Below are 22323 nucleotides of genomic sequence, written 5' to 3' on the forward strand. Positions count from 1 at the left end.
TACCCGGAAAATCCTGATCCGTCACCGGCAACGGTGATTCTGATCGTGAATCCAGTTTATGACTATGAGACTTACATCCAATCAATCGCATCATCAGATCACTGATATAATTTTTTATTATTTTCATAATTATTTTAATTATAATTCTCGGATCGATTGTTGCAGATACTCTAACCACCGTCCATTTTGGAGGTAGTCGGGATCAGAATCGTACCGCCTTGGGTGAATTAACCAAGGGCGTAGTTGTGCAGCAAGAGGTTCCTGTACGGGGCATCCGGCATGCCGATACGCTATGCTATGATGTATTGTTTGCCACATATCGAAGATTGAACTCGTCCACCCTTCAGATTTCTCTGATACAAAATAATTACCGACAATCAATCAAGGTTGATTCTTCAAAATTTAAAGATAATCATATTTTCCCACTTTGTTTTCGAGCAAGCGGTTTTTCCGACGGCAAAGCCATACTAGAAATTAATGGGCTGAACGGCAAACCAGGACAATCTCCTACAGTCGGGTTAACCTCGGATATTTCTTATGGCAGAGCTGTCCATAATGGATATCAGATCGAAAAAAAGCCTAATATTCAAAGCGCATATAAAAAAGAAATTTTGACTTTTTTTTTCGCTTTAGTTGGAGCATTATTAATACCTGTCATCATATTTTCTTCGAAATCATTTGTTCGAATTCCTTTTCTCAATATTATTACTATCGATCAATTTGCCACGCTCAAGAAAAATAAGCTCCTGAAATATTTTAGAACTCTAATAGATTATCAGTTCCTGATTTTCATTTTCTCCGTAATCGCATTAACATTATCTTTCGTTATGGCAACTATCAGTTGGTTAGCCGCACATCCAGATGAAAAGCTACATTCGGTTGCAGCTACCTACTATGAAAGCCATAATTTGCCACCTATAGTTGGAGACCCCGAAGCCAATTTCACCTATACTCCTACCCGCTACGGCATATCATACATTAACCAGAGCGGAATAGATTACTTCTTAATCGGGAAATTCAGCTCTTTTATCAAGTCAACCTTTCCGCTAAAAATAAAAAAGTTTTTATAATCAAAGATACTTTAATTTATTTCTCTTTCTTGTCTTATGTTTAATAATTTGGCGCTCAAAAGACCGGCTAATATATTTTCCAATCGTTATTACTCCTCAGGTCTGGTATATTGCATCTTATATAAACAATGATTTTTTTTCCTTTTTTTCGTTATGATGGTTTTTATGTTTCGAATTCCTCGATAATAGATCTTTCTATAATCGATCGCTAACCAATAAACATTCCATTGGCTTTATATTTCCAGCAGGGGTGTTTTTTGGGCATCTTATTGATCTCAAAGTCAAACTACATAGTCTTCGTAATATTTTCAGTCTACTATCTCATTTGGAACGCGCTAAAATTAAATCAGTTCAAGTTTAACCGTAGTCTGTTTCTCAGCCAACCATTCAAATCATTCCTTCTCATCCTAATTTGCGCTATATCCGTCTATGCCATTAGAATAGGTTTTGATATTTATCAAAATGGAATCAATAAGAATGAAAAACTCGAGCATTATGCCAACCAGTTTGCAGCAAAAGGATTCAGGCCAATTGATATCGAGACTGATATTCAGAAGACACCTTCTGGATTACGGCTTAGAGAAAAAAGGCAAATCACTTGAAAATCTGCTCATGGAACTACACTGGTATAAATCATCAATCAATAGTTTTTTTTGGTGTTTATGGATGGATGGATATTAAAGCACCTGAGCTATATTATCAGTGGATTATAATTTTTGCATACTTACTGGTGACTTACGCAGGCATTCAATCAATACTGACCTTTCAGATCAACCATATCATTTTCTTGGCAATTTCGTATTGCCTGATATGTATGATGGTGGCCGCATCATTATACCATTCTTGGACTTATGATTTTCAGCCCCAAGGGAGATATCTTTTTCCAATTCTAGGAATTCTATCGATCTTATTCCATGAAACACGGGAATACCTGAATCGGTATATTCTCAGCTTACTAATTAGTCTAATGTTTACATTCTCATTCTGGTCATTTTTTGTTTATAGGAATATATTATTATATTGATAAATTGGCGTAACTCATAAACAGTGTTTATACACAAATAAAAATTCATATTTCCATAACTTGATGAAATTAAAATTGGTTATATAGAAACACTCACAATTAATTCAATAATTTTTTTCAAGGCCGTGCATCCCAATCCATAAGGGGAGTCGCAACAATTGGTCAGAGGCATTATCAGTATTTTTCATGCTTCCATGCGGTCGGCCAAATCGTTTTCCTGCCGGGGAGCTATGCAGTGGCACATAATGGAAAACCGCATGAATGCCATTTTCCTTCAGATGATGAATCACTTTGGTTCTGTGCTCCAGAGATTGCAATAAAATATAATACATGTGTGCGTTATGTTGGCATTCCATGGGCACTATTGGGCGTCTCAATATCTGCCTCATCTCGAAATAATGCAGTAATTCGTGATACTGATGCCACAAACCAAGGCGACGCTGAGTGATCAATTCCGCCTCTTCCATTTGGGCATATAAGAATGCAGCTATAATATCGCTTGGTAAATAAGAAGAACCTCGATCTACCCAAGTATATTTATCCACTTGTCCACGGAAAAACTGACTGCGGTTAGTGCCTTTCTCACGAATGACTTCAGCGCGTTCGACAAATCGAGCGTCATTGATCAGCAACGCGCCTCCTTCACCAGAAATGATGTTCTTGGTCTCATGAAAGGATAGTGCCGCCAAGTGCCCAATCGAGCCAAGTGGGCGATCTTTGTAAGTCGACATGATCCCTTGGGCAGCATCTTCAATGACTAGTAGGTTATGCTGCTGGGCAATCATCATGATGGCATCCATTTCACAAGCAACACCAGCGTAATGTACGGGTACGATCGCTCTGGTACGTTCCGTAATGGCAGACTCAATCAAAGACTCATCAATATTGAATGTATCTGGACGGACGTCCACAAATATTGGCACCGCTCCACGTAATGTAAAAGCATTAGCAGTGGAAACAAAAGTGTACGAAGGCATAATCACTTCGTCACCAACTTTAATATCTGCCAGCATGGCAGCCATTTCCAAGGCGGCAGTGCAAGAATGTGTTAGTAACGCCTTATGGCAACCGATTTTTTTTTTCAAGCCAAGTGTGGCAGAGACGGGTAAACACACCGTCGCCGGCCAGATGGCCATTAGCATGAGCTTCAGCGATGTAGTCAAGTTCCCGACCAGTCATGTAGGGTTTATTGAAGGGAATCATTCAGTCTACTCGCATATTTCCAAAATTTACCAACTGCAATTCAAATCAAATTATGCCTAGATTTATTTCCGAATCGCCAAGATTGCTTTATAATCTCCAAGGTAGTGCCTGCCAGTCAGCCGCATAAAGATTTCACCAATCCAATATAAAGGCGCGGTAAACCATTGAGGCCAAGGCAAATAGGCAAGTAGCAACCTGATCGGCCAGCAATGAAGGTGCTTGATATCAATAAGTTGGAAGTCTTGACGTTCCATGACTTCGATAAATTCTCGAGTATTCAAACTTCAATACTCGATGCAAAAAAACTGGCATGTATAGGCTCCATCAGCATCAATCGACCATTGGGTTTTAACGCATGATGAATACGCTGTAATCCCTCCGCCAACTGTTCGGCATTGGTACAAGCAACAGTAACTACCCCCCCAACTCAGTGCAATATCGTAGGCTTGGTTCTCATGCAAATCAAATAGAGAAAGAACTTCATAGGAAGGATTCGAGGACTTGGAAAGTGCCTTTGCAATTTCAACGGTCTTGATGGAGAAATCGAACCCGTGAACCAGCGCGCCTTTTTCAGCGAGATACCGGGACATACGCCCAGTACCACAACCCACATCAAGAATATGAAGTCCTTTTACATCACCGAGCCCATCATGAAGCGCTTGAAGATGCTCTTGATGATAATACTCATTGAGTGCATTATTAGGCCACATTGAAACTGCATGGCCGTACATCATTTCAGCCTTTTTGTCCCAGTACTCTGAACGACAGTAAAGACGGACTCTATTACGCCGATCATGGATCATCGACTGTAGTTTTTTGATCATTTTGTATTCAGGTTCCATGGTTAGATTTAGTCATCACCAGCATAGCAGGCGGCTGCGGAAAGCTCTCAAAAAAGGAGTGCCTATCACGCTGAACTTCGGCGAAACACCTCAATAAACCTCCTGATCTCCACGCTCTTTTGTCTGCGCAACTGACGTAGAGCTTGTCCAATCCGCCTAGGTGTGCGCCTATATTTTAGTTAAATTTCAATGAGCTTATTTGTTAGAACCATCGCTATTTCAGAGACTTTAACTGCATGAGTGGGCGTAGCATACGGCGCCCTATCAGATGCAATAATCCAACACCCACTATTAACAAGCCATAGACGCGAAGCATAATAGCTCCAGTTTGTGCAGTACTATCAACGATATGCCACTGACCAAGCAGAAAGGCAGCGCTAAATTCCGAGACACCAATGGCTCCAGGAACAAAAGACAGAATATTGATTAATGTGACAGAAGCAGTTAGCGCAATCACCTCCACAGAATTTAGTTCGATCCCGACCGCGCGAATAGCGACTTGCCATCCCAGGGAAATGAGCAACCAGCCCAAAGCAGTAAGACTGAGTAAGACGATGAATGTCCAAACATTCGGCAAACAGATCCGCATCTGATTGTATATACCAAGCAGGGCACGACGAACAGGCTTCAGTAGCAACAGCCCAGTGGACAAGCCCAGCAGCATTACCATGGATGCCACTAGTGCGCCCAATGAATAGTGGGCCATGACAGAAATGATTCCTGACAGCATTGCAATCAAGGTCAAGCAGGTAATCACCATTAAATCCGCAACCCGTTCCATCAAAAACAAGGTATAGCCAGACAGCCGATCCAAGGCACCGCGACGCTTAAGCATCTCGATTTTTAAAATCTCCCCTGATTGCATCGGAGTTAAGGTAGCCAGACTCAGTGATAAAGCCGTGCACCAATAAAGCTCGCCCAACGGAACGACTATATCCACTTGCCTGAGTAGATAGCCCCAACGCAAGGCTCGTAGCCACCAGTAAGCTAGAATCGATAGCACACCAGGACCCAGCAACCACATCCACTCAGCTCGCCGTAGTGCAACCAAAATACTTGGCCAGTCGAACTGGGTCAGCACCTGCGCCAGACTGGCAACCAACAGTACAGCGGCCAAGCTCCGTGTGATCCAGTGAGCAAACCGAAACTTCACGAGATGGCCTTGAGAGCGAGCCGTGTCTGTAACTCAGCCAGTCGTTGGTCAATCTCCTCACGATCCAGCCCCAACACAATGGCTTCCCCAACCCGATGGCGACCGTCCGTAAAGGCATGAACCATAGTGCCTGGTAGGTAGTCAATGGCCAGATGCTCCACGCCGGGTATCTCCGCAAGGGCGTGAAGAACGGTTACGTCGTAATGTAGTCGCCCCGATTGCTCGACGCCCAAGAGCAGTAATCCGGCTGGTTTTGGCGATAGCGATGCGGGCACCGCGACCGTTTCACCCATGGATTGACGCACAGCGTAATCGATGAGATCGAAGCCGCAGGCCGAAAGTAACAATCGGGCAAGAGAGTTGCCACCAACTCGTGGAGAGACTTCGATAATATAGATATCCTCGCCGGCAACCACCAAATCACAATCGAAAGGTCCTTCGGTGACCCCTAGCACAGACCAAAGTTGTGCGAGTTGGTCGAGAATTTGGGCTTGCAAGCTTGCTGGCAGTCGTGAAGGTAGGCGGTGGCCACGGGTAGCGACATGCGGCGTGGGAGCCGTCTGGCGATCGGTGATGGCGGCAAAAACGACTTGACCCTGGCTCAGCAACCCTTCGCAGGTGATTTGTGAGCCATCAATATAGCTCTCCAAAATGCCGCGATGATCCAAGCTGAAAGCCAGCGTAGCGCTCACTTGACTTCGATATTCAGCATAGCTGCTAATGATGCGCACACCCTTGCTACCAGAAGATCGAGCAGGTTTAAGCACTCTGGACTGAGCAAACCAGGTTTCAGACAACACCGTGCCTGTCGTAATGATCTGAAACTCCGGATAATTCCAGCCCTGGTCACGCAGAAAGTCGCGAAAAAAGATTTTTGTCGCAGGTGATGCGCGCGGCATCAGGCGATATCCCTGGCAAATCAAGGGCTTGCGCCACTACGGCAGCAGTTGGAACCGCCACGTCGGTGCAGGCGGCGATAACGCCATCGACACGCTCTCGACGGGCAACAGCAAGGACACCCTGGATATCGGTGGTGTCGATGAAGCAAGCCTGATCGGCCAACGCATGCCCGGGGTTATCGGGAACATTGTCGATGGTCAGCACCCGGTAACCCAGTCGCTTCGCGGTGGTGATAATCGGTATCTGGTAGCGAGACGCGGCAAGAACCAGTAATGTTTTCCTAGTCATGCAGGTCGCGAATCACATAGGGTCGACGCGAGCGGGTCAGTTGCTGACTGATACGCGCCAGATAGACCCCGAAAACGGTCAAACTCAGCATGGTCATGGCATTGAATAAAGAGACGATGACGACCGTGCTGGCCCAACCGGGCACGGAAATATCCTGGCTCAAGGCGCGGATGATAGTGAGGATGCCAAACACCAATGAGACCAGAAAAGCGCCAATCGTCAGTGCTAGCATCAGCCAGACTGGGTAGGATGAGTAGCTGAACAACAGATTGGCCACCAGTTTCAGGCTGCGCCGCAGGTTGTAATTGGAGCGCCCGTGTCCACGCGGTTCATGACACACCGGAACGTTGGTATAACTGGATGCATTAGCGAACAGCATCGCCGTAATATAGGGAAAGACCCCGCCCATGTGGCAGGCATTCTCGACCACAGGCCGGCGCGCGGCACGAAAACTCGTCAACTGAAAGCCGGTTGGCAGCCTAAAAATGCCCTGTAAGGCCATATCGACGATGTGCCCTCCCAGATTTCTAAAACGAGAGTGTTTTTTACTGTCGTAGGCGCCAATGGCAAGGTCGAATCCACGCTGTATGGCTTCGACCAGTTTGGGAATCTCTTCCGGCGGGTTCTGCAAGTCATCATCCATCGTGATGACAATCTCGCCGCGTGACAGATTCAGGCCGCACAGAGTTGCGTTATGCTGCCCGCTGTTGATCAATAATCGAGCAATTCGCAGGCGAGCACCATGCGCAGCCTTCAGTTGTTCCAAAATACTCCAGCTTTGGTCGCGACTGCCATCATCCACCAGCACGATTTCATAAGCTGCATACTGTTGATCCAAGACCTCGCGCAGCCGGCTCACCAGATGCGGCAATGTGATCTGAGAGTTATAGACTGGTATGACAATACTGAGTTGAGGGGACATGCGGTGGATTGGGTATTATCGATCAAGCGGTGGCAGAGCAGCGTCTTCAATAACGCTCGACACTTCTGGATAGGTTAGCAATTCGCGCAGTTCCCGTTCATCGACCTGCAAACCCAGCACGGGCGTCAGACTAAACGTCTTGATCGCTAGCCGGTCGCGGGAGGTTCCAGTTGCGCGCAACAAGCGTTCGATCACCTGCTGTTGGATGGCGGCGATCATGGCTTGCTGCTGGGTTTCGCTGTCATCCACGGTCGCACCGGGCGGAGCGGCGCTGAGCCGCAGCCGAACGATGACCGGGAGGCAACCCTGGGTCCGAACCCGTTCAAGCAGATCATGATGACGCTGGGCATGTGGGAGCATGGCAGAGTCCTTGTCCAGAGGAAGGGTAGCATCTGGCGGCGGCGCCTCTAGGTTAGATATTGAGCTCGGCCCGAGTGAAGGGTCGGACACAGCCACGGGTTCAGAAGCCGGTTCCGCCAGTCCTCCAGTGAGCCATAACAGGCCGCTGCCGATCAGCGCAACCACCCACCAGGGGTGACGGCGGGAGAATACACCACGGCGGGGAAATACATTACCAGACATCGGAAGCTTCCTTTAAACAGCGAGTGAGAAAGACCGCAGCCAAACAATCACCCTAGCGATCGATCCGCGAGGACACCATCAGCAGGGTGGCTAACAGAAGGCGATCCCCCGCTCGCACAGCGAGAGGATCGCCTAATTATCACCGAGATGACGCTGGCAGGCCGCCCTCAAAGGGTTTCACTGCTCCTCAAAACCTCGCAGCCGTCAGAGGTGATATAGCTAGCGGTTTCAGTATCCCGGCTCTTTCACCACAGAGGTGGCTCCGCTGTAAGATTCAAGGCCGCCCTTGCCACCGCTTCCGACCACATAAGTGTCAAGCAACTCAACTTCGGCGCCACCAGTGGTGGCTTGGCTCCCGGCAGCACTATATAAGGTAATCGTGAGGTTACCACTAGTGTTCAACCCAGTTTGGAACCAGTATCTCTGTCCCGCCGCGAAATAGGTTGGCGGTGACCAACTTCCATTCCAGGTTGAGACACAGCTTCCGTAGATCGAGAAATACAGAGTCTTATAACCAGGACTCGTTGCTTGATAACCCTCCCAAGTGATACTACCCGCTCCTCTGGATACGGAGTATTTCGTTACCCCGTCGACTCTGCCCTGGAACGTCAATGCACTGCCGCTCGTGCAGTACACAGGATTCCAAACTCCCCAATTCGTCTCCGTTCCTCCGCTGACCGAAAAGTCCATGGCGCTGCTCCAAGCACTGTAAATGCCCGAGCCCCAGGCCTGAACCCACCACCGGTGATTGCCCGAGGCGAGCGTCGTCGTGGGGGTCACCGCGCAACTGGTATCGCTCGAACAGTTGGTTTCCGCAGCGGTGTACCAGTGGTCGATCACCACGCCACTGGGGCCTTGCACGTATAGCCGATACCAAGTCGCTCCCGACGATCCCGTCCAGAGATAGGTCGGCGTGGTGTCGCTGATCGTGCCGCTCGGCGAAATCAGAATCGGCGTGCTGACACCACCGCCGCCTCCCGAGACCGTGAAGTCCTTGTAACTGCTCCAGTTACTGTAAACACCCGAGCCCCAGGCCTGGACCCACCACCGGTGATTGCCCGAGGCGAGCGTCGTCGTGGGAGTCACCACGCAACTGGTGTCACTCGAACAGTTGGTTTCCGCGGCGGTGTACCAGTGATCGATCACCACGCCACTGGGGCCTTGCACATATAGCCGATACCAAGTCGCTGCCGACGATCCCGTCCAGGTATAGGTCGGCGTGGTGTCGCTGATCATGCCGCTCGGCGAAATCAGAATCGGCGTGCCGACACCGCCACCACCACCGATCAGTGCCGCAAGGGCCGTGTTGACCTGGATCCTCGGTTTGGTGATGCCATTACGGGCATCCGTCACCGCCTTCCCGGTGCTCTTAAGGGCATTCAACACCTCGGCGACCCCGGCGGCGGGCTTGGCCTGTTTGAGCACCGCCCAAGCGCCGGCCACATGCGGTGCCGCCATCGAGGTACCATTCCAAGACTCGTAGCCCCCACCCGGTACCGAAGAATTAATACTGCTGCCTGGTGCCAACAAATCCAGAAAGCTGGCGCTGTTGGAAAACGAGGACACGATATCGCTCTTGGTGGTGCTGCCTACACTGACCGCGCTGGAAATACAGGCTGGCGCACTTATCGCGTCTGTATAACCCTCATTGCCACTGGAAATCACCGTCGCGATACCAACCGCACGTAGATTGTCGATGGTGGACTTTCGGGAATTGCTATCGCAATTGCTGGTGTACTTCCCGCCACCTATGCTCATATTGACCGAAGCGATCTGATAGCTGTTCCTCAAGGCATAGACTCGCTCCAGACCTCTTATTTGGTCCGATGTATAACTCAGAATGCAGGGCGCCGGACCCGGATAACAGTCGCCAGCGCTGGCAAACCGGGAAAATACCTGGACGGCGATCAGGTCGGCGTCTTTGGCAACCCCAGAGAAGCTGGTTCCCTTACCGGTGGCGATACCCGCCACATGAGTGCCGTGTTTGCAACCATCGATGCTGGTTGAGCAATTCAGTCCTGAATTGGTGGCGGTGCTCTGCGTCACTCCGCCCGGACACACCGAGGTTGCAATACTTGTGTTCGATGAGTAGCAGGCTTCCGACACCACCTTGCCGGACAAGAAGGGATGGTTCTTGTCAATCCCTGAATCCAGGATAGCGACGACCCATCCCTGTCCCGTTCTGCCCGAGAAGGTCCCATTGGAATCAGCCCCGATCAAGGGCACGCTCTGCGCGAGCGACGGTGGCTCCGCGCGATCCTCAATGACATCCAGGACATTGGGATCATCCAGCAATTCCGTAAGCGCCAGCGCATCGACCTGGATACCGAATGCCGGGGTTAGAGTGAAGCGTTTGATGCCAAGTGCCGCTTCATCCTGACGAGCAGTGGCGGACAACCGATCCAGGACCTGCTGCTGAACACTGGCCAGCGCATCGTGTTGCGCCTGCACCGCCGCCGCATCCAGCGTGGTCTCCGGCGCCATCTCCATTTTAAGGCGTACAATGACCGGAATGCGCCCCTTTTCCTGGGCTTGCTCCAGTAAGTCTTGATGGCGCTGCTCGGCGGTTGCGGCCTCGTCTTCGACGGCCATGGCTGATTTCACCGCCTTCTCGAACCAGCTTGCCGCATCGGGTGGTTCACCTCCATCGGGCGGCGTGGCCGCCAGCGGTGCCGTCATCGGTATTAAAAACAGCACGAGCACCGCTAGCAACCAGATGGGTACCCACGGGCGATTGATGGAATTCTTTGAGGGCATCATTGCGTCTCCTTGAATTTAAGAGGCGTTTTACAACCTCTTGACTATTTAACATGTTAATTAAATGAAGATAAAATCATCCATGAGATAGACAAGCTAGGCGCAAAACTTTTTTAAAAATTTTTTTATTATTTTCAATCTATTATACTTTCACCAGGGCAGGCTGCATGCAGGTCGGTTCGCCATCTAGTATCACAATTTTCGGCTTTTTTTGCATGAATACAGGTAGTTATCTGATTTTTTATATATTCCCTAAAATATGCCCAATAAAAAAATATCATTAATAATCATGAAGTCGATTGTTTTTTTTGCAACGAACCAATCAAATCAAAAACACGAGCAAGAAACTTTAGACAGTGTAATTATGAGACAGAGATATGAGTTATGCAAAACTCTTTAGTGATACATGTGAATTTTAAAAACTACATATCAGACACGGCATGGAGCCTTGCTGGAACCTCATTTACCATGACGCGAGGGCCGATAGCCTGCGGTACGGCCTGCGTACTCACCGATGTGGGTGGAGTCAACGAGTACGCCCAACATGAAATCAACGCGCTGCTCGTCCCTCCACGGCGCCCCGACCTGTTCGCCGAAGCGATCCTTCGTTTACTGGACCAGCCCAATTTGCGGGAATCCCTCGTCGAAGCCGGCCTGGAGACGGCTCGGCACTTCTGCCACCGACGGGAAGCTCGGGAAACCCTGGAGTTCTTCAGGAGCTTTCTGTGAGTTCGGAATGCCCGGAAAATCCTGAAAGGCACCCCGGCTCGATTCCACCGGCTCTCCATCCGTCATCGACGATAGCCATCCTGATCGTCAACTATCGTCGCGCCGCCGACACCCTGGAATGTCTAGCTTCCCTGGCGCAAGTCAACAGCCCACCTTTTCGGGTATTCCTGGCCGATAACGGCTCTGGGCCAGAGGATGTGGCGACACTAACCGAGTATGCCAACCAACATCCCGAATGGCTTCGTTTCGTCGCCTATCCAGACAATACCGGCTTCACCGGCGCTCACAATCGGCTGTTCGCGGAAATCATCCCGATGGAACGTTATCGCCATGTGCTGCTGCTCAACAACGATACCGTGGTCGAACCGGATTTTCTGACGCGGATGCTGGCGCGAATCGATCCCGCGCGGCGGATCGAGATGGTGGCGGCGCGGGTGATGCAATATGCCGACCGCGAGCGGGTGGATAATCTGGGGATCACTTTCTACAAATGCGGGCTAGCCTCCAACCGCAAATCACCGGATGACCCCTTGTTGGGACCCAGCGGCAACTGCGCGCTGTACACCGTCGAGTTGTTACGTCAGGTCCGCGTGGCCACTGGCGAATATTTCGACGACCGGTTCTTCTGCTACGCCGAAGATACCGACTTGTGTTGGCGGGCGGTGTGGCTGGGCTACCGGGCGGCCTATGCCGAAGATGCCCGGGTATACCATAAGGGATCGGTAGCCAGTGGTGGTCCCAACAGCGATTTCGTGCTGTACCATGGAATCCGCAATTCGCTGTTCGTCCTGGTCAAAAACCTACCTACCCGCTACCTGCTGCGCAATTTGTTCTGGATGCTGGTCTTGCACGCCGCCATCCTGTTGCGCTACGCAGTGAAGGGTAAACTAAGGATCGTCTACCGACTATACCGCGATTTTCTGCGCGGCCTCTCGGCCATGCGGCGCAAGCGCGGGTCGATCGAAAAGCAACGGCGAATTCCGTCCAATGCTATCAAGCCGCTAATCAGTAATATGTTTTATGAGAGAGACTATGTGTTAAACGCATTACGGGATTTATTTATGAAAATCCCATAATCAAGAAACCCACCAAAATAAGGTCCGAATCCACGCCTCGCCCAAAACCAGCAACGATCGCTTCCACACAGGATTTTGATCGGCAACCCTGACGACCCGGAAGCTGACAGGGATTCCATCGGAATGAAACTGAAGTAGCATCATGACCTCCAATGCCACGAGGTTCGCTCCCTGGATGCCCCGGAAGCCACAACATGACCATGATCGATCTCAAAGCGCGACTGCAAGCTGAACTGCCCGAACTGCTCAAGCAAGACAATAACTTCCGGCAATGGCTGGAGCAATTGATCCGGCAGACGGCGGTCACGCCGGAAAGCTTCGACACCCGTTTCGAACGGATGCTGCAAGAATTCGCCGCCGACCGCGCCGAGCAGCGGCGTAAGTGGGATGAGCATGACCGCGCATGGGAGGAATGGTCGGCCAAATTCGATGCCCACGCCGAGGAGCAGCGCCGCAAATGGGACGAGCAAAACCGTAAGTGGGACGAGCAAAACCGTAAGAACAATGAACTACTGGAGGAAATCAAGCTCTCCCGCTCACGCCAGGATCAGGGCATTGGCGCACTGGGAGCGCGCTGGGGCATCGCGTCCGAACACAGTTTCCACGCCGCGCTGAAGGGGATTCTGGAAAAAAGCTTCGGCGTCGAAGTGCTGAACGTCAACGAGTTCGACGACGAAGGCGCGGTCTTCGGTGCACCCGACCAGGTCGAGATCGACATCATTATCAAGAACGGCGAACTGATCCTTTGCGAACTCAAATCGTCGATGTCCAAGTCCGACATGTACACCTTCGACCGCAAAGTTCGCTACTACGAGCGACGCCATCAACGCCAGGTCCAGCGCAAGATCGCGGTTTCGCCGATGGTTCCTCCACCCGTCCGCGCCGTCGCCGACAAGCTGGGGATCGAAGTATTCGGCCATGCCGAGGATGTTACCAGCGCGTGAAAAAGGCGATCCCACTCTCACCACCGGCCGCGCGCGGACCCGTCGATGGCTGAACCCGACTACCCCCATTGCCTTGATCCCCGCCCACAATGAGGAAGCCACCGTCGGGATCATCGTCGCCCAAGTCCGGGAACTGTGGAACTATCCAGTGGTGGTCATCGACGATTGCAGCAGCGACGCCACCGCCCAAGCCGCCCGAAACGCCGGCGCCACCGTGCTGCCGCTGACCCTGCAACTCGGGGCTTGGGGCGCAATTCAAACCGGCCTGCGCTACGCCCTGCGTCAAGGCTATCGCACCGCCATCACCCTCGACGCCGATGGCCAGCACGAACCCCAGGACATCGGCACCTTGCTGCAACCGCTGATCGACGGCCAAGCCGAAGTCACCATCGGTGCCTTTCCAGAGCGCGCCAGCCGTGCCCGGCGGATCGCCTGGAGCTATTTCCGCTGGCTGACCGGCCTGCAACTGGAAGACATCACCTCCGGCTTCCGAGCCTACAACCATGCGGCGATGATCGTGCTCGCCTCTTACGAGGCCAGTCTGCTCGACTATCAGGATGTCGGCGTGCTGCTGATCCTGCGCCGCAAGGGCCTGCGTACCGTCGAGGTGCCGGTGGCGATGCAACCGCGCGCGCTGGGGGCCTCCCGAGTGTTCCGCTCCTGGTGGGTTGTGGGAAAATACATGCTGCAAACCAGCCTGCTCTGCCTCGCCCGGGTCGGCCACAACCATCGCCCGCCCGCGACCGACGACTGACACCCCTGATGATTACCTACCAAATTACCTCGATGACGATCGGGGCCAGCCTTGCCGCCACCATTCTGTTCCTGGTCCGCCGCGATCGCCTGCACGGCCCCTATGCCATCTGGTGGATCGGGACTGCCGCAACGGTCGCTCTGCTTGGCCTGTTCCCGCGCCTGTTCGACGTTCTGGCTCTCAAAATGGGAGTCAGCTACCCGCCAGTTCTCGCCATCGTGCTGGGCTTTGGCCTGCTGCTGCTCAAGATGCTGACCATGGATCTGGACCGCTCCCGGCAGGAACGACTGATCCGCCGGCTGGCACAACGGCTGGCCATGTTGGAAGCGCAGGACCCCCCCCCTCCTACTCAAGCTTCCTTGCCTCCAGGAGCACGGGAGGAAAAGAGCGGCGCGGACGCCACGGAACCGGAACTTGCGGCAACCCCTCCGCCTCTTCCTCAGAGGGAAAGAGATCGGGAGTAAGCGAGCATGCGCGTTCTCCACATCGGCAAATACTACCCACCGTTTGCCGGCGGCATCGAGCATTTCCTGGCCGATCTACTGCCGGCACTGGGAACGCACGACGTCGCGGCGGCGGCGCTGGTGCACGATGAGCAACCACGTCGCTGGAGCGGCCAGTGGCCCTCCACTCCAGCTCTTCCCTTCCCAAGGAACAGGAAGAAACGCCGATCTACCGCGCGCCGTGTTTCGGCCGGCTACTGTATGCCCCGATCAGTCCCGCATTCCCAGTCTGGCTGAATCGAACCATTCGCACGTTCCGTCCCGACCTGCTGCACCTGCACCTCCCCAACACTTCCGCCTTCTGGGCGATGGCAATTCCCGCCGCGCGCCGCCTGCCGTGGATCGTCCATTGGCACGCCGACGTAGTGGCCTCCACCATCGACCAGCGGCTGGCACTGGCCTATCGCTTGTATCGACCGTTCGAGCAACGTCTGCTGGCCACCAGTCGGGCGGTGATCGCCACCTCGCCACCGTATCTGGAGGCCAGCACCGCGCTCGCCTCTTGGCGCGAGCGCTGCCACATCGTGCCATTGGGTCTGAACCCCGCCCGCATCGCCGACCCCGATCCGGCGGCGCGGACGCGGGCGGAATCATTATGGGGAACAACGAGATTTCGGGTATTGGCCATCGGTCGCCTGACCTACTACAAGGGCCACGACGTGCTGATCCGGGCCGCCGCCAACCTGGAAAACAGCCGGGTGCTGATCGTGGGTACCGGCGAACACCGGGAGCGACTGACCGCATTGATCCAATCGGCGGGACTCGGCGAACGGGTGCGCCTGCCCGGCTTTCAGCCCGAGGCCGATCTCAATGCACTGCTGGCCAGTTGCGACGTGCTGTGCCTGCCATCGCTGGAACGCACCGAGGCTTTTGGGCTGGTGTTGCTGGAGGCGATGCGGTTTGGCAAGCCCGTCGTGGTGAGCGACATCCCCGGCTCCGGCGCGGGCTGGGTGACGCGGCAGGCCGGTCACGGTCTGCTCGTCCCACCGGGCGACGCGGCGGCGCTGGCGGCGGCGCTATGCGCGCTCCAGCACGATCCCGACCGGCAACAAACCTTGGGCCGGGCGGGCGCGGCGGCGTTACGGGAACAATTTGGCATCGAACCGGTTGCCGCAGCCGTGGCGGCGTTATACCGACGGGTACTCGCTCCCGCGCGGCTGTCCCCTCCCTTCCCCTCCCGAGAGCGCGGGGTGGGCGACGAAGGGCGAGGGATGAAACACCGTCAGCACCCAGAATAGGAACGCGGGCACAAACTCCAGAAACACCCGGTTGATACTGGTGTACTGCTCGGCCCAACGCTGGGCATCGGTCAGGAAAAACAACACGAACAGAGCCAATAGACTGGTCACGACAAAAACCAGTCCCCGCCCGTTGCCAGCGCGCCGCGCCGCGCTTGAACACCGACACCACCGCCACACCCGTCGCCAATAGCATCAGATATCCGAGCAGATGCCAGTTCACCAACACCAAGAAATTCATCATCACCGGGTCCCAACTACCCCGATAACCCAACGCGAACCGACCCAGATAGGGCACCTGAATCAACTCCGGCGTCAGCGAAATTCTCCCAATCCCGGAATACTGAATTCCACGCCGCCAGTTAGCCACCAAACCCATCCCAAAGCCAACACCGTTCCCGCCAGTGCCAGCAACCACCATCCTCGCAGGCGAGCGGCTAGCAGGGCCGGTGGAAACAACAGCAGCCAAACCATTCCTTCCAATTTGATCGAGGGACAGGCCAACGCCAGCAGCAACGCCAGCCACCCTTGCCGGTGGTCGCCATCCCGCGCCCATTGGAAGAAGGCGATCACCGCCAGACCGAACACCGTCGCCAACCAGAGATCGGCGTAACCCGCCAAGGCAACATGGGTGTCCAATAGCGGCAGCGACAAGAGCAGCCAGGTAAAAATCAGTGCCGTCAACGGCGCCACGCCCCACAGCCGCGCCTGTCCGTAGAACCCCAAGCCCAAGGCCAGTACCACGCCCAACCACGGCAGATTGGCGGCGGTCTCGTTCCAGGCGCCATACGCCAAGGTCGACCACAGCGCCAGCAACGGCACCGTGTACGGATAGGTCCAGGCGTCGATGGTGTAAACCGAGCCGGTGGTATCGGCCAACCAACGCCGTGGGTCCACGAACGGCAGCAACCGATGCCACTCCGACCACACTCGCGGTCGCACCATCCAGGTGGTCCAGGCATCCCAAGGGTACAGGGGTTGCCACCAAATTTCCTGGGCCAGATCGACCAACCGCCACCCCAACCAGAGCAGCAACACCACGAATAATGCCAGCCGCCAAAGCTTCTGCCCACGCCAATGGATTCCGTTGGAACTCGCGTCCGGGTTCGCCTCCGAGTCGCACCACAGCCGCCGCCACGCCAGCCAGCCGCCCGCCAGGCCAGCAGCGTCAATACCGTGATCGGATCGGCAAAGTTCAGCGGCAACCCCACCGCCGCCTGCACGCGCAGCAACAAAGTCACCGCCAGCAAACCCAGCACGCCGCCATACCCCAGCACCATGGGCCAAATGCCCGCCGGCGCATCGCGCCAGAGCGCCCGCAACCAGAGTACGCCCGCCAGCCACGGCAGACCCAGCGCCAAACCAACCCGCCACCATTCCATCGCCGTTCAGCCTCCACTCACCCGGAACAGCGCGCCCGCCGCCGCGACATACAGCAGCTCCGCCGGTAACCGCCCGCCTTGCCATTCCAGCGCTCGCGAGCCGCGGTTATAACCCACTCCGTTCAGCGGCGACAGGATCAATACATAATCGCCAGCACGCGCCTCGCCGGCATGCGGTACTCGGGAGAAACCGGCATAGCCGTTGTGCGGCAGCAAATGATAACGGGCACGACCGGCCTGGAATCCATGGGGATCGGCACTGACGATGAACAATCGGACCGATCGTTCCGGCAAGCGCTGGCGCACCTCCAGCAGGAATCGATACAGATCGCCATCCAGCGCCGCCAGCCGCCGCTCTTCCTCGTTCTTGCTGGCGAAGCGCTCCACGGTTTGTTCGAGCCGCAGGCGCAAGTCCCACTGCCAGCGCAGATCCAGCACCAGCCAGCCGAGCAGAAACAACGCGGCGTAGGGGGTCAATTTCCAGCGGCGCGGAGGATCGAGCAGCGCGTACAACAGGCCGCCGAAACCAACCCACAGCGCCACCATCAGCACCGATGGAAACAAGGCATCCAGCGGCGCACCCGCCGTGTAATTGATGGATCGCTGGCTCCAGTCCTCGAATGAGGTCCACTCCTCCCAGGCCCAGCGCAGCAAATCGCCAAAGGTGAGCGACGCCGGCCGCAACTCCAGTCGGTCCAGCAGCAATGGCTGCGAGAACGGCCCAGGCACGATCAAGCCGAGGGCGGCGATCCGGCCTTGCCAGTGTGGTTCCGCGCGCAAATCCAACTCGCCGATTCCATCCGGCCCGGTTGGCGGCAAGGTCAATTCTCGGCTTTTTCGCGGTTCGGCCAGCGTCACCCAGGCCAAATGCAGCCGGCGATCCGGTTCCAACCCCCGCACCCGCCAAGACAGATGGCTATACAACGCCGCCCGAACCATACGCTGTACCGGAGCTTGCACCACCGCCACGCCTTGCGGACCCGGTTGGCGGATTTCCAATCCAGTGGGAGTAGGTTGGCCCTGACCAGCCACCACCTGTAGCTCACCATCCAGCACCACCGGCGGCGCCACGATCGACAAGCCGCCCAAGCGGTAAAACAGAAGAAGGACCAGCACGCTGGCCAGAGCGCCGCCGGCAACCGCCAACAACCACAACCCATACGGCCGTAGCCGCCGCAGCCCACTCCAGGTTCCCGTCATTGGATCAATTTCCGTGACTCGCTGTTGAAATACCGCTCCAGCGTCCAAGCCGGCCGAAAGTCCAACTCCCGTTCGATTCGAGCGGAACTGTAGCAGGCCCAACCCAGCAGTTTGTCCAGCGTGGTCCGCGCCCAGCGGTCGCGACGACCTCCCAGCCACAACAAAGCATCCGCGAGATCACTCGTGCCATAAAGCACGCTGGCCGGGACTGCCCAGGCCGGTACGGATCGCCCCGACGCCCGGCGGGCCATCGCATACAATTCCCGGCCGGAATAGGTTTGTCCGTCACTGACCAGATAGGTCCGGCCGGCGGCGGCGGGCCGCGCAGCGGCCAATAGCATAGCTTGCGCCACATCGTCCACATGGACCAGCGAACGGCGGTTGCCGGTTTCCGGCAGCGGCGGCAACCAGCCGCGCCGCGTTGCAGCGATCAACCGCGCCAGATTGCCTTTCATCCTTGGACCATAGACCAGAACCGGCCGCAAATTGACCGCATGCCAACCATGCTCGCGACCCATCGCCAGCACCCGCTGCTCGGCGGCGCGCTTGGCCCGGCCATAAGGCGTATCCGCCGCCGCATCCCAGCTTTCGTCCACGCAGCGTGGACCGGGATCGCCCACTGCCTTGCAACTGCTCAGGAACACGAAGCGCCCGATTCCGGCCATCGCCGCCGCGTCGAGCAACCGGAAGGTACCCTCGGCATTCACCGTCCAGTGCCGCGCCGCAAAATCCGGCGTATCCGCCGCGTCGGCATGGGCGAAACCGGCGACATGCAGCACGGTGTCCACACCGACGCAGGCCCGCGCCAGACTGGCGGTGTCATCCAGATCACCGAGCACCTTTTCCACGGCATCCTCATGCCACTCCTGGGGCCTGTTTCCCGTCTCCCGACTTCTGACCAACACCCGTACTCGCGCACCCCGTTCGCGCAGCGCGGCGACTACCCGACCACCAATGAACCCGGTTCCACCGGTCACCAGCACCGCCCTACCCTGGAAAAAGCCCGCCGCTACCACCAGCGCCAACCGTGCCGGTTGAAGAACATCGCCGCCGCCCGTAGAAAAAAGGCCGACATGACGGACTCCCTTACGGGCGGCATGGCCACCGAGATGGACGACGCGCACCGCCGGCACGTACACCAGCCGGGCCACCGCCGCCAGACGCAGGCTCAAATCGAAATCCTCGAAATAGAGGAAATATTCCGGGCGGAATCCGCCAACCCCCTCCAGCGCCGCCCGCCGACACAGCATGAAACAACCGCTGGCGATGGGCGGGTCCCATAGCAAGGTATCGCTGATCCGATCGCGCAGTTCGTAACGATCCAGCCGATTCCGAAAACCCCGCCGCAACCAGGCCGGGGCAAATCCACGCAACGCCAGATCCAGCACGGTCGGATAACGCTTGCACAGATACTGCCGCCGGCCGTCTCCGTCCCAGGCCGCCGGTGCCACCAACCCCGCCTCGGGATGGGCGGCCAGAAACGTCAAGCCCTCGCTCAAGGCATCTTCTTCCAGCAGCACGTCGGGATTGAGAATCAGGTGAAATTCGCCGATACCCTGATGAAACGCCAGGTTGTGTGCGGCGCCGTAACCGACATTGCCCTGCCCGCTCAGCAATTCGACCGTCGCCGGCAAATCCGCCGCGTCCAGCAACTGTCGCAAGGATTCGCGCCAACCGGAACCGGGGCCGTTATCGACCAGGATCAATTGCACCCGATCCAGCAGCTTCCGTTCGCTCGCATGCCGCAACGCCCGCCCCAAGCTTTCCAGCATCGCAGTCAGCACGGACAGATCGGGTGCATGGGTAACGATGGCCACGGTCAGCGCGGTGGTCACGGCCGGCATTCGCTCGGCCAACCGCGCCGTCAGCGCTGCCTGGGCCGCCGCCGTCGCCTCGGCGGGCACGGAAACCATCGTCTCGCCCGCGTCGTTCGCTGGAACGGCGGTCACAATGAACTGATAGACCAGCGCCTCGGACCGATCCAGCAAGGCGCGGATCACCTCGACCGGCAGCGTCTCGGCCCAGCCGCCATCGATCCACTGGTCGGCGAATTCGGACCGGTCCAGGTCCATGATCGTCGTTTCCAGCGCGATCGCGCGCAGGCCATGTGCCTCCAGCAGGCGGCGCAGGGAATCGTGGGTGAAAAAGCGCAGATGGGTTTCGTCGAGCAATCCCTCGGGCCGGTAGCGGAAATCGCCGCCCAGTAGTTCGGCGATCAGCCCGGCGTAGGCCGCGTTCGGCACCGACAGCAGCACCCGTCCGTTCGGAGCCAGCAGGTCGGGCAGTTGCGCGAGAAGCGCGCCGGGCTGGCGCAGATGCTCCAAGATATCGGCGCAGAGGATGAAATCGTAGCGCTGGCCGGCGAAACGCTTGGTCAGCGCGATGCTTTCGAGGTCGGCGCATTCCAACTGGCGGTACCAGGACGCTGCCTCGGCCACCGCCACCGGGTTGTATTCGACTCCGTCCACCGCGCAATCGAGCGCTTCGGTCAGGTAGCGGCCCAGCACGCCCGGACCGGCACCCAGATCCAGCACCCGGCTGCCGGGTCGAATCTGGCGCGCGAGTCTGGCCAGCGAGTCCTGGCTGTTGGGGTCCAGGGTACGATGATAAACGTGTGCGGTGGAAACGCCGGACATGGATTTCGATCCTGCTTCAGCCGCCGCCGCGCCGGTAGAGCGCCAGCAGACCGCGGCTCATGGCCTGACGCAAGCACCAAGCCGAGACCCGGCGGCGGGACTGGATGACACGCCGTTGCCGCCAGCAGCGCGAAAGCCCACCCAAGGCATCCCGCTTGGCTCGTAGCAGAGGAGCGGCCTGACCGCGCAACGCATACCAGAGCACAGCACCCAGATTCAGCAGCAGATGCTGCGGTAGATAGAACCAGAACAGGAGACCGGGCATGTTCTTCACATAGGTCCAGACCAGATTACGATGGCCGTGATAGAGCGAAAATGGGCTGCGCCGACCGGTCACCGCCGAACCGACATGCCGGGCCACGGCATCCGGGACATAACGACTGCGATAGCCGAGCAAGCGCAATCGAAACCCCAAATCGATATCCTCGAAATAACAGAAAAAATCCTCGTCAAAACCGCCCGCTTCGAGAAAAGCGCTACGACGGCACAGGACTGCCGCCGCGCAGGGCGCGAAGATATCTCCACCGATACTCGTACCGGCGGCCGTGAGCCGACCGTGATCGCGCCGCCAGGCCAAGCCGCTGACATGATAGACATCGCCGGTGCCATCGAGTCGGCCGGAATCGTTGGCATCCACCAATCGGGCACCGAAACTGGCGCATTCGGGATGCTTGTCCGCCGCCGCCAGCAAGCGTTCCAGCCAGTCCGGTTGTGGAAAGGCATCGGGATTGAGCAGCGCCAGCCATTTCACCTCGCCCGCCCGTTGCACCGCTAAGTTGTTGGCGGCGGCGAAACCCAGGTTGCGATCCGCACGGATGCATTCCGCTTCGGGGTATTCGGACTCCAACCGATCGGCGGAACCGTCGCTGCTGGCGTTGTCCACCACGATCACCTGCTCCGGGCGCCGGGTCTGGCTACGGAGGTGACGTAGGCATTCCCCGAGCAGCGCTCCACTGTTGAAATTGACGATGATCACCGCCACTCCGGCCAACACATTCGCTCCACGCCGATCGCCGGCCTTGCTTCCGTTGTTGTCGCTCCGGTTTCACGGCGAACGACAATGCCATAGAATGCCGATCTGTCCAGCATCCCGCCGTTTTCGGCAAGAATGCCACGATAG

At 55.9% G+C, this 22323-nt stretch carries 18 protein-coding genes and 1 pseudogene; 7 read left to right on the plus strand and 12 right to left on the minus strand.

All coding sequences use genetic code 11. From position 1 onward, the window contains the following. The first annotated feature begins 218 nt into the window (after positions 1–218). Positions 219–1070 carry a hypothetical protein gene (locus tag E4P82_RS06840; protein WP_169248204.1) on the plus strand — a complete coding sequence of 284 codons (852 nt, stop codon included), beginning with the start codon at positions 219–221 and terminating at the stop codon, positions 1068–1070. A 1128-nt stretch (positions 1071–2198) separates the two neighbouring features. On the opposite strand, the pseudogene rffA reads toward E4P82_RS06840, so the two are convergent. The 8 genes and pseudogenes from rffA to E4P82_RS06880 all read right to left on the minus strand — a co-directional run bounded on the left by rffA (position 2199) and on the right by E4P82_RS06880 (position 10744). After that, positions 2199–3297: pseudogene (gene rffA / locus E4P82_RS06845) on the minus strand (dTDP-4-amino-4,6-dideoxygalactose transaminase). Positions 3298–3581: 284 nt separating this feature from the next. Beyond that, entirely contained in the window at positions 3582–4139 is a 558-nt protein-coding gene (locus E4P82_RS06850) for a class I SAM-dependent methyltransferase (RefSeq protein WP_169248205.1), read from the minus strand. Positions 4140–4353: 214 nt separating this feature from the next. Beyond that, positions 4354–5256: a lysylphosphatidylglycerol synthase transmembrane domain-containing protein gene (locus tag E4P82_RS06855; RefSeq protein WP_169248206.1), complete on the minus strand. Its 903-nt coding sequence runs from the start codon at positions 5254–5256 to the stop codon at positions 4354–4356. A gap of 32 nt (positions 5257–5288) precedes the next feature. Further along, positions 5289–6191: an ATP-grasp domain-containing protein gene (locus E4P82_RS06860; RefSeq protein ID WP_169248207.1), complete on the minus strand. Its 903-nt coding sequence runs from the start codon at positions 6189–6191 to the stop codon at positions 5289–5291. Continuing rightward, positions 6139–6480 (minus strand): hypothetical protein, encoded by a 342-nt coding sequence (locus E4P82_RS06865; RefSeq protein WP_169248208.1) that lies wholly within the window; start codon positions 6478–6480, stop codon positions 6139–6141. Before E4P82_RS06865 ends, E4P82_RS06860 begins: the two co-directional genes overlap by 53 nt. Beyond that, positions 6473–7402 carry a glycosyltransferase family 2 protein gene (locus tag E4P82_RS06870; protein WP_169248209.1) on the minus strand — a complete coding sequence of 310 codons (930 nt, stop codon included), beginning with the start codon at positions 7400–7402 and terminating at the stop codon, positions 6473–6475. Before E4P82_RS06870 ends, E4P82_RS06865 begins: the two co-directional genes overlap by 8 nt. Before the next feature lie 15 nt (positions 7403–7417). After that, positions 7418–7762, minus strand: coding sequence for a hypothetical protein (locus E4P82_RS06875; protein WP_169248210.1), 345 nt, complete (start codon positions 7760–7762; stop codon positions 7418–7420). A gap of 450 nt (positions 7763–8212) precedes the next feature. Beyond that, entirely contained in the window at positions 8213–10744 is a 2532-nt protein-coding gene (locus E4P82_RS06880) for a S8 family peptidase (protein ID WP_246327415.1), read from the minus strand. A 465-nt stretch (positions 10745–11209) separates the two neighbouring features. Between E4P82_RS06880 and E4P82_RS06885 the strand changes: the two genes are divergently transcribed. The 6 genes from E4P82_RS06885 to E4P82_RS06910 all read left to right on the plus strand — a co-directional run bounded on the left by E4P82_RS06885 (position 11210) and on the right by E4P82_RS06910 (position 15985). Further along, positions 11210–11470, plus strand: a complete 261-nt coding sequence (locus tag E4P82_RS06885) for a glycosyltransferase (RefSeq protein ID WP_169248211.1) — start codon at positions 11210–11212, stop codon at positions 11468–11470. Continuing rightward, a complete protein-coding gene (locus E4P82_RS06890) occupies positions 11467–12546 on the plus strand; it encodes a glycosyltransferase family 2 protein (RefSeq protein WP_169248212.1) in 1080 nt (359 codons plus the stop codon). The genes E4P82_RS06885 and E4P82_RS06890 overlap by 4 nt, the downstream gene beginning before the upstream one ends. 194 nt (positions 12547–12740) lie before the next feature. Then, on the plus strand, positions 12741–13490 hold the full coding sequence (locus E4P82_RS06895; protein WP_169248213.1) for a PD-(D/E)XK nuclease family protein: 750 nt from the start codon (positions 12741–12743) through the stop codon (positions 13488–13490). Next, the gene (locus E4P82_RS06900; protein ID WP_246327416.1) at positions 13465–14244 is read left to right on the plus strand and encodes a glycosyltransferase family 2 protein; all 780 of its coding nucleotides are present in this window, start codon (positions 13465–13467) and stop codon (positions 14242–14244) included. Before E4P82_RS06895 ends, E4P82_RS06900 begins: the two co-directional genes overlap by 26 nt. An 8-nt stretch (positions 14245–14252) precedes the next feature. Next, positions 14253–14708: a DUF2304 domain-containing protein gene (locus tag E4P82_RS06905; RefSeq protein ID WP_169248214.1), complete on the plus strand. Its 456-nt coding sequence runs from the start codon at positions 14253–14255 to the stop codon at positions 14706–14708. A gap of 155 nt (positions 14709–14863) precedes the next feature. Beyond that, the gene (locus tag E4P82_RS06910; protein ID WP_312914318.1) at positions 14864–15985 is read left to right on the plus strand and encodes a glycosyltransferase; all 1122 of its coding nucleotides are present in this window, start codon (positions 14864–14866) and stop codon (positions 15983–15985) included. 315 nt (positions 15986–16300) lie between these two features. Here the strand turns inward: E4P82_RS06910 and E4P82_RS06915 are convergent, their stop codons facing one another. Genes E4P82_RS06915 through E4P82_RS06940 form a run of 4 tightly spaced genes read right to left on the minus strand, consistent with a single transcriptional unit; the run spans position 16301 to position 22197 of the window. Continuing rightward, on the minus strand, positions 16301–17329 hold the full coding sequence (locus E4P82_RS06915) for a hypothetical protein (RefSeq protein WP_211203053.1): 1029 nt from the start codon (positions 17327–17329) through the stop codon (positions 16301–16303). A 44-nt stretch (positions 17330–17373) separates the two neighbouring features. Next, a complete protein-coding gene (locus E4P82_RS06920; RefSeq protein ID WP_169248215.1) occupies positions 17374–18567 on the minus strand; it encodes a hypothetical protein in 1194 nt (397 codons plus the stop codon). Continuing rightward, positions 18564–21203 carry an NAD-dependent epimerase/dehydratase family protein gene (locus E4P82_RS23115; RefSeq protein WP_312914320.1) on the minus strand — a complete coding sequence of 880 codons (2640 nt, stop codon included), beginning with the start codon at positions 21201–21203 and terminating at the stop codon, positions 18564–18566. Before E4P82_RS23115 ends, E4P82_RS06920 begins: the two co-directional genes overlap by 4 nt. 16 nt (positions 21204–21219) lie before the next feature. Beyond that, positions 21220–22197, minus strand: a complete 978-nt coding sequence (locus E4P82_RS06940; RefSeq protein ID WP_169248217.1) for a glycosyltransferase family 2 protein — start codon at positions 22195–22197, stop codon at positions 21220–21222. Positions 22198–22323 lie beyond the last annotated feature (126 nt).

The organism is Candidatus Competibacter phosphatis (genome assembly GCF_012939995.1).
In the GTDB taxonomy this organism is placed as follows: domain Bacteria; phylum Pseudomonadota; class Gammaproteobacteria; order Competibacterales; family Competibacteraceae; genus Competibacter; species Competibacter phosphatis.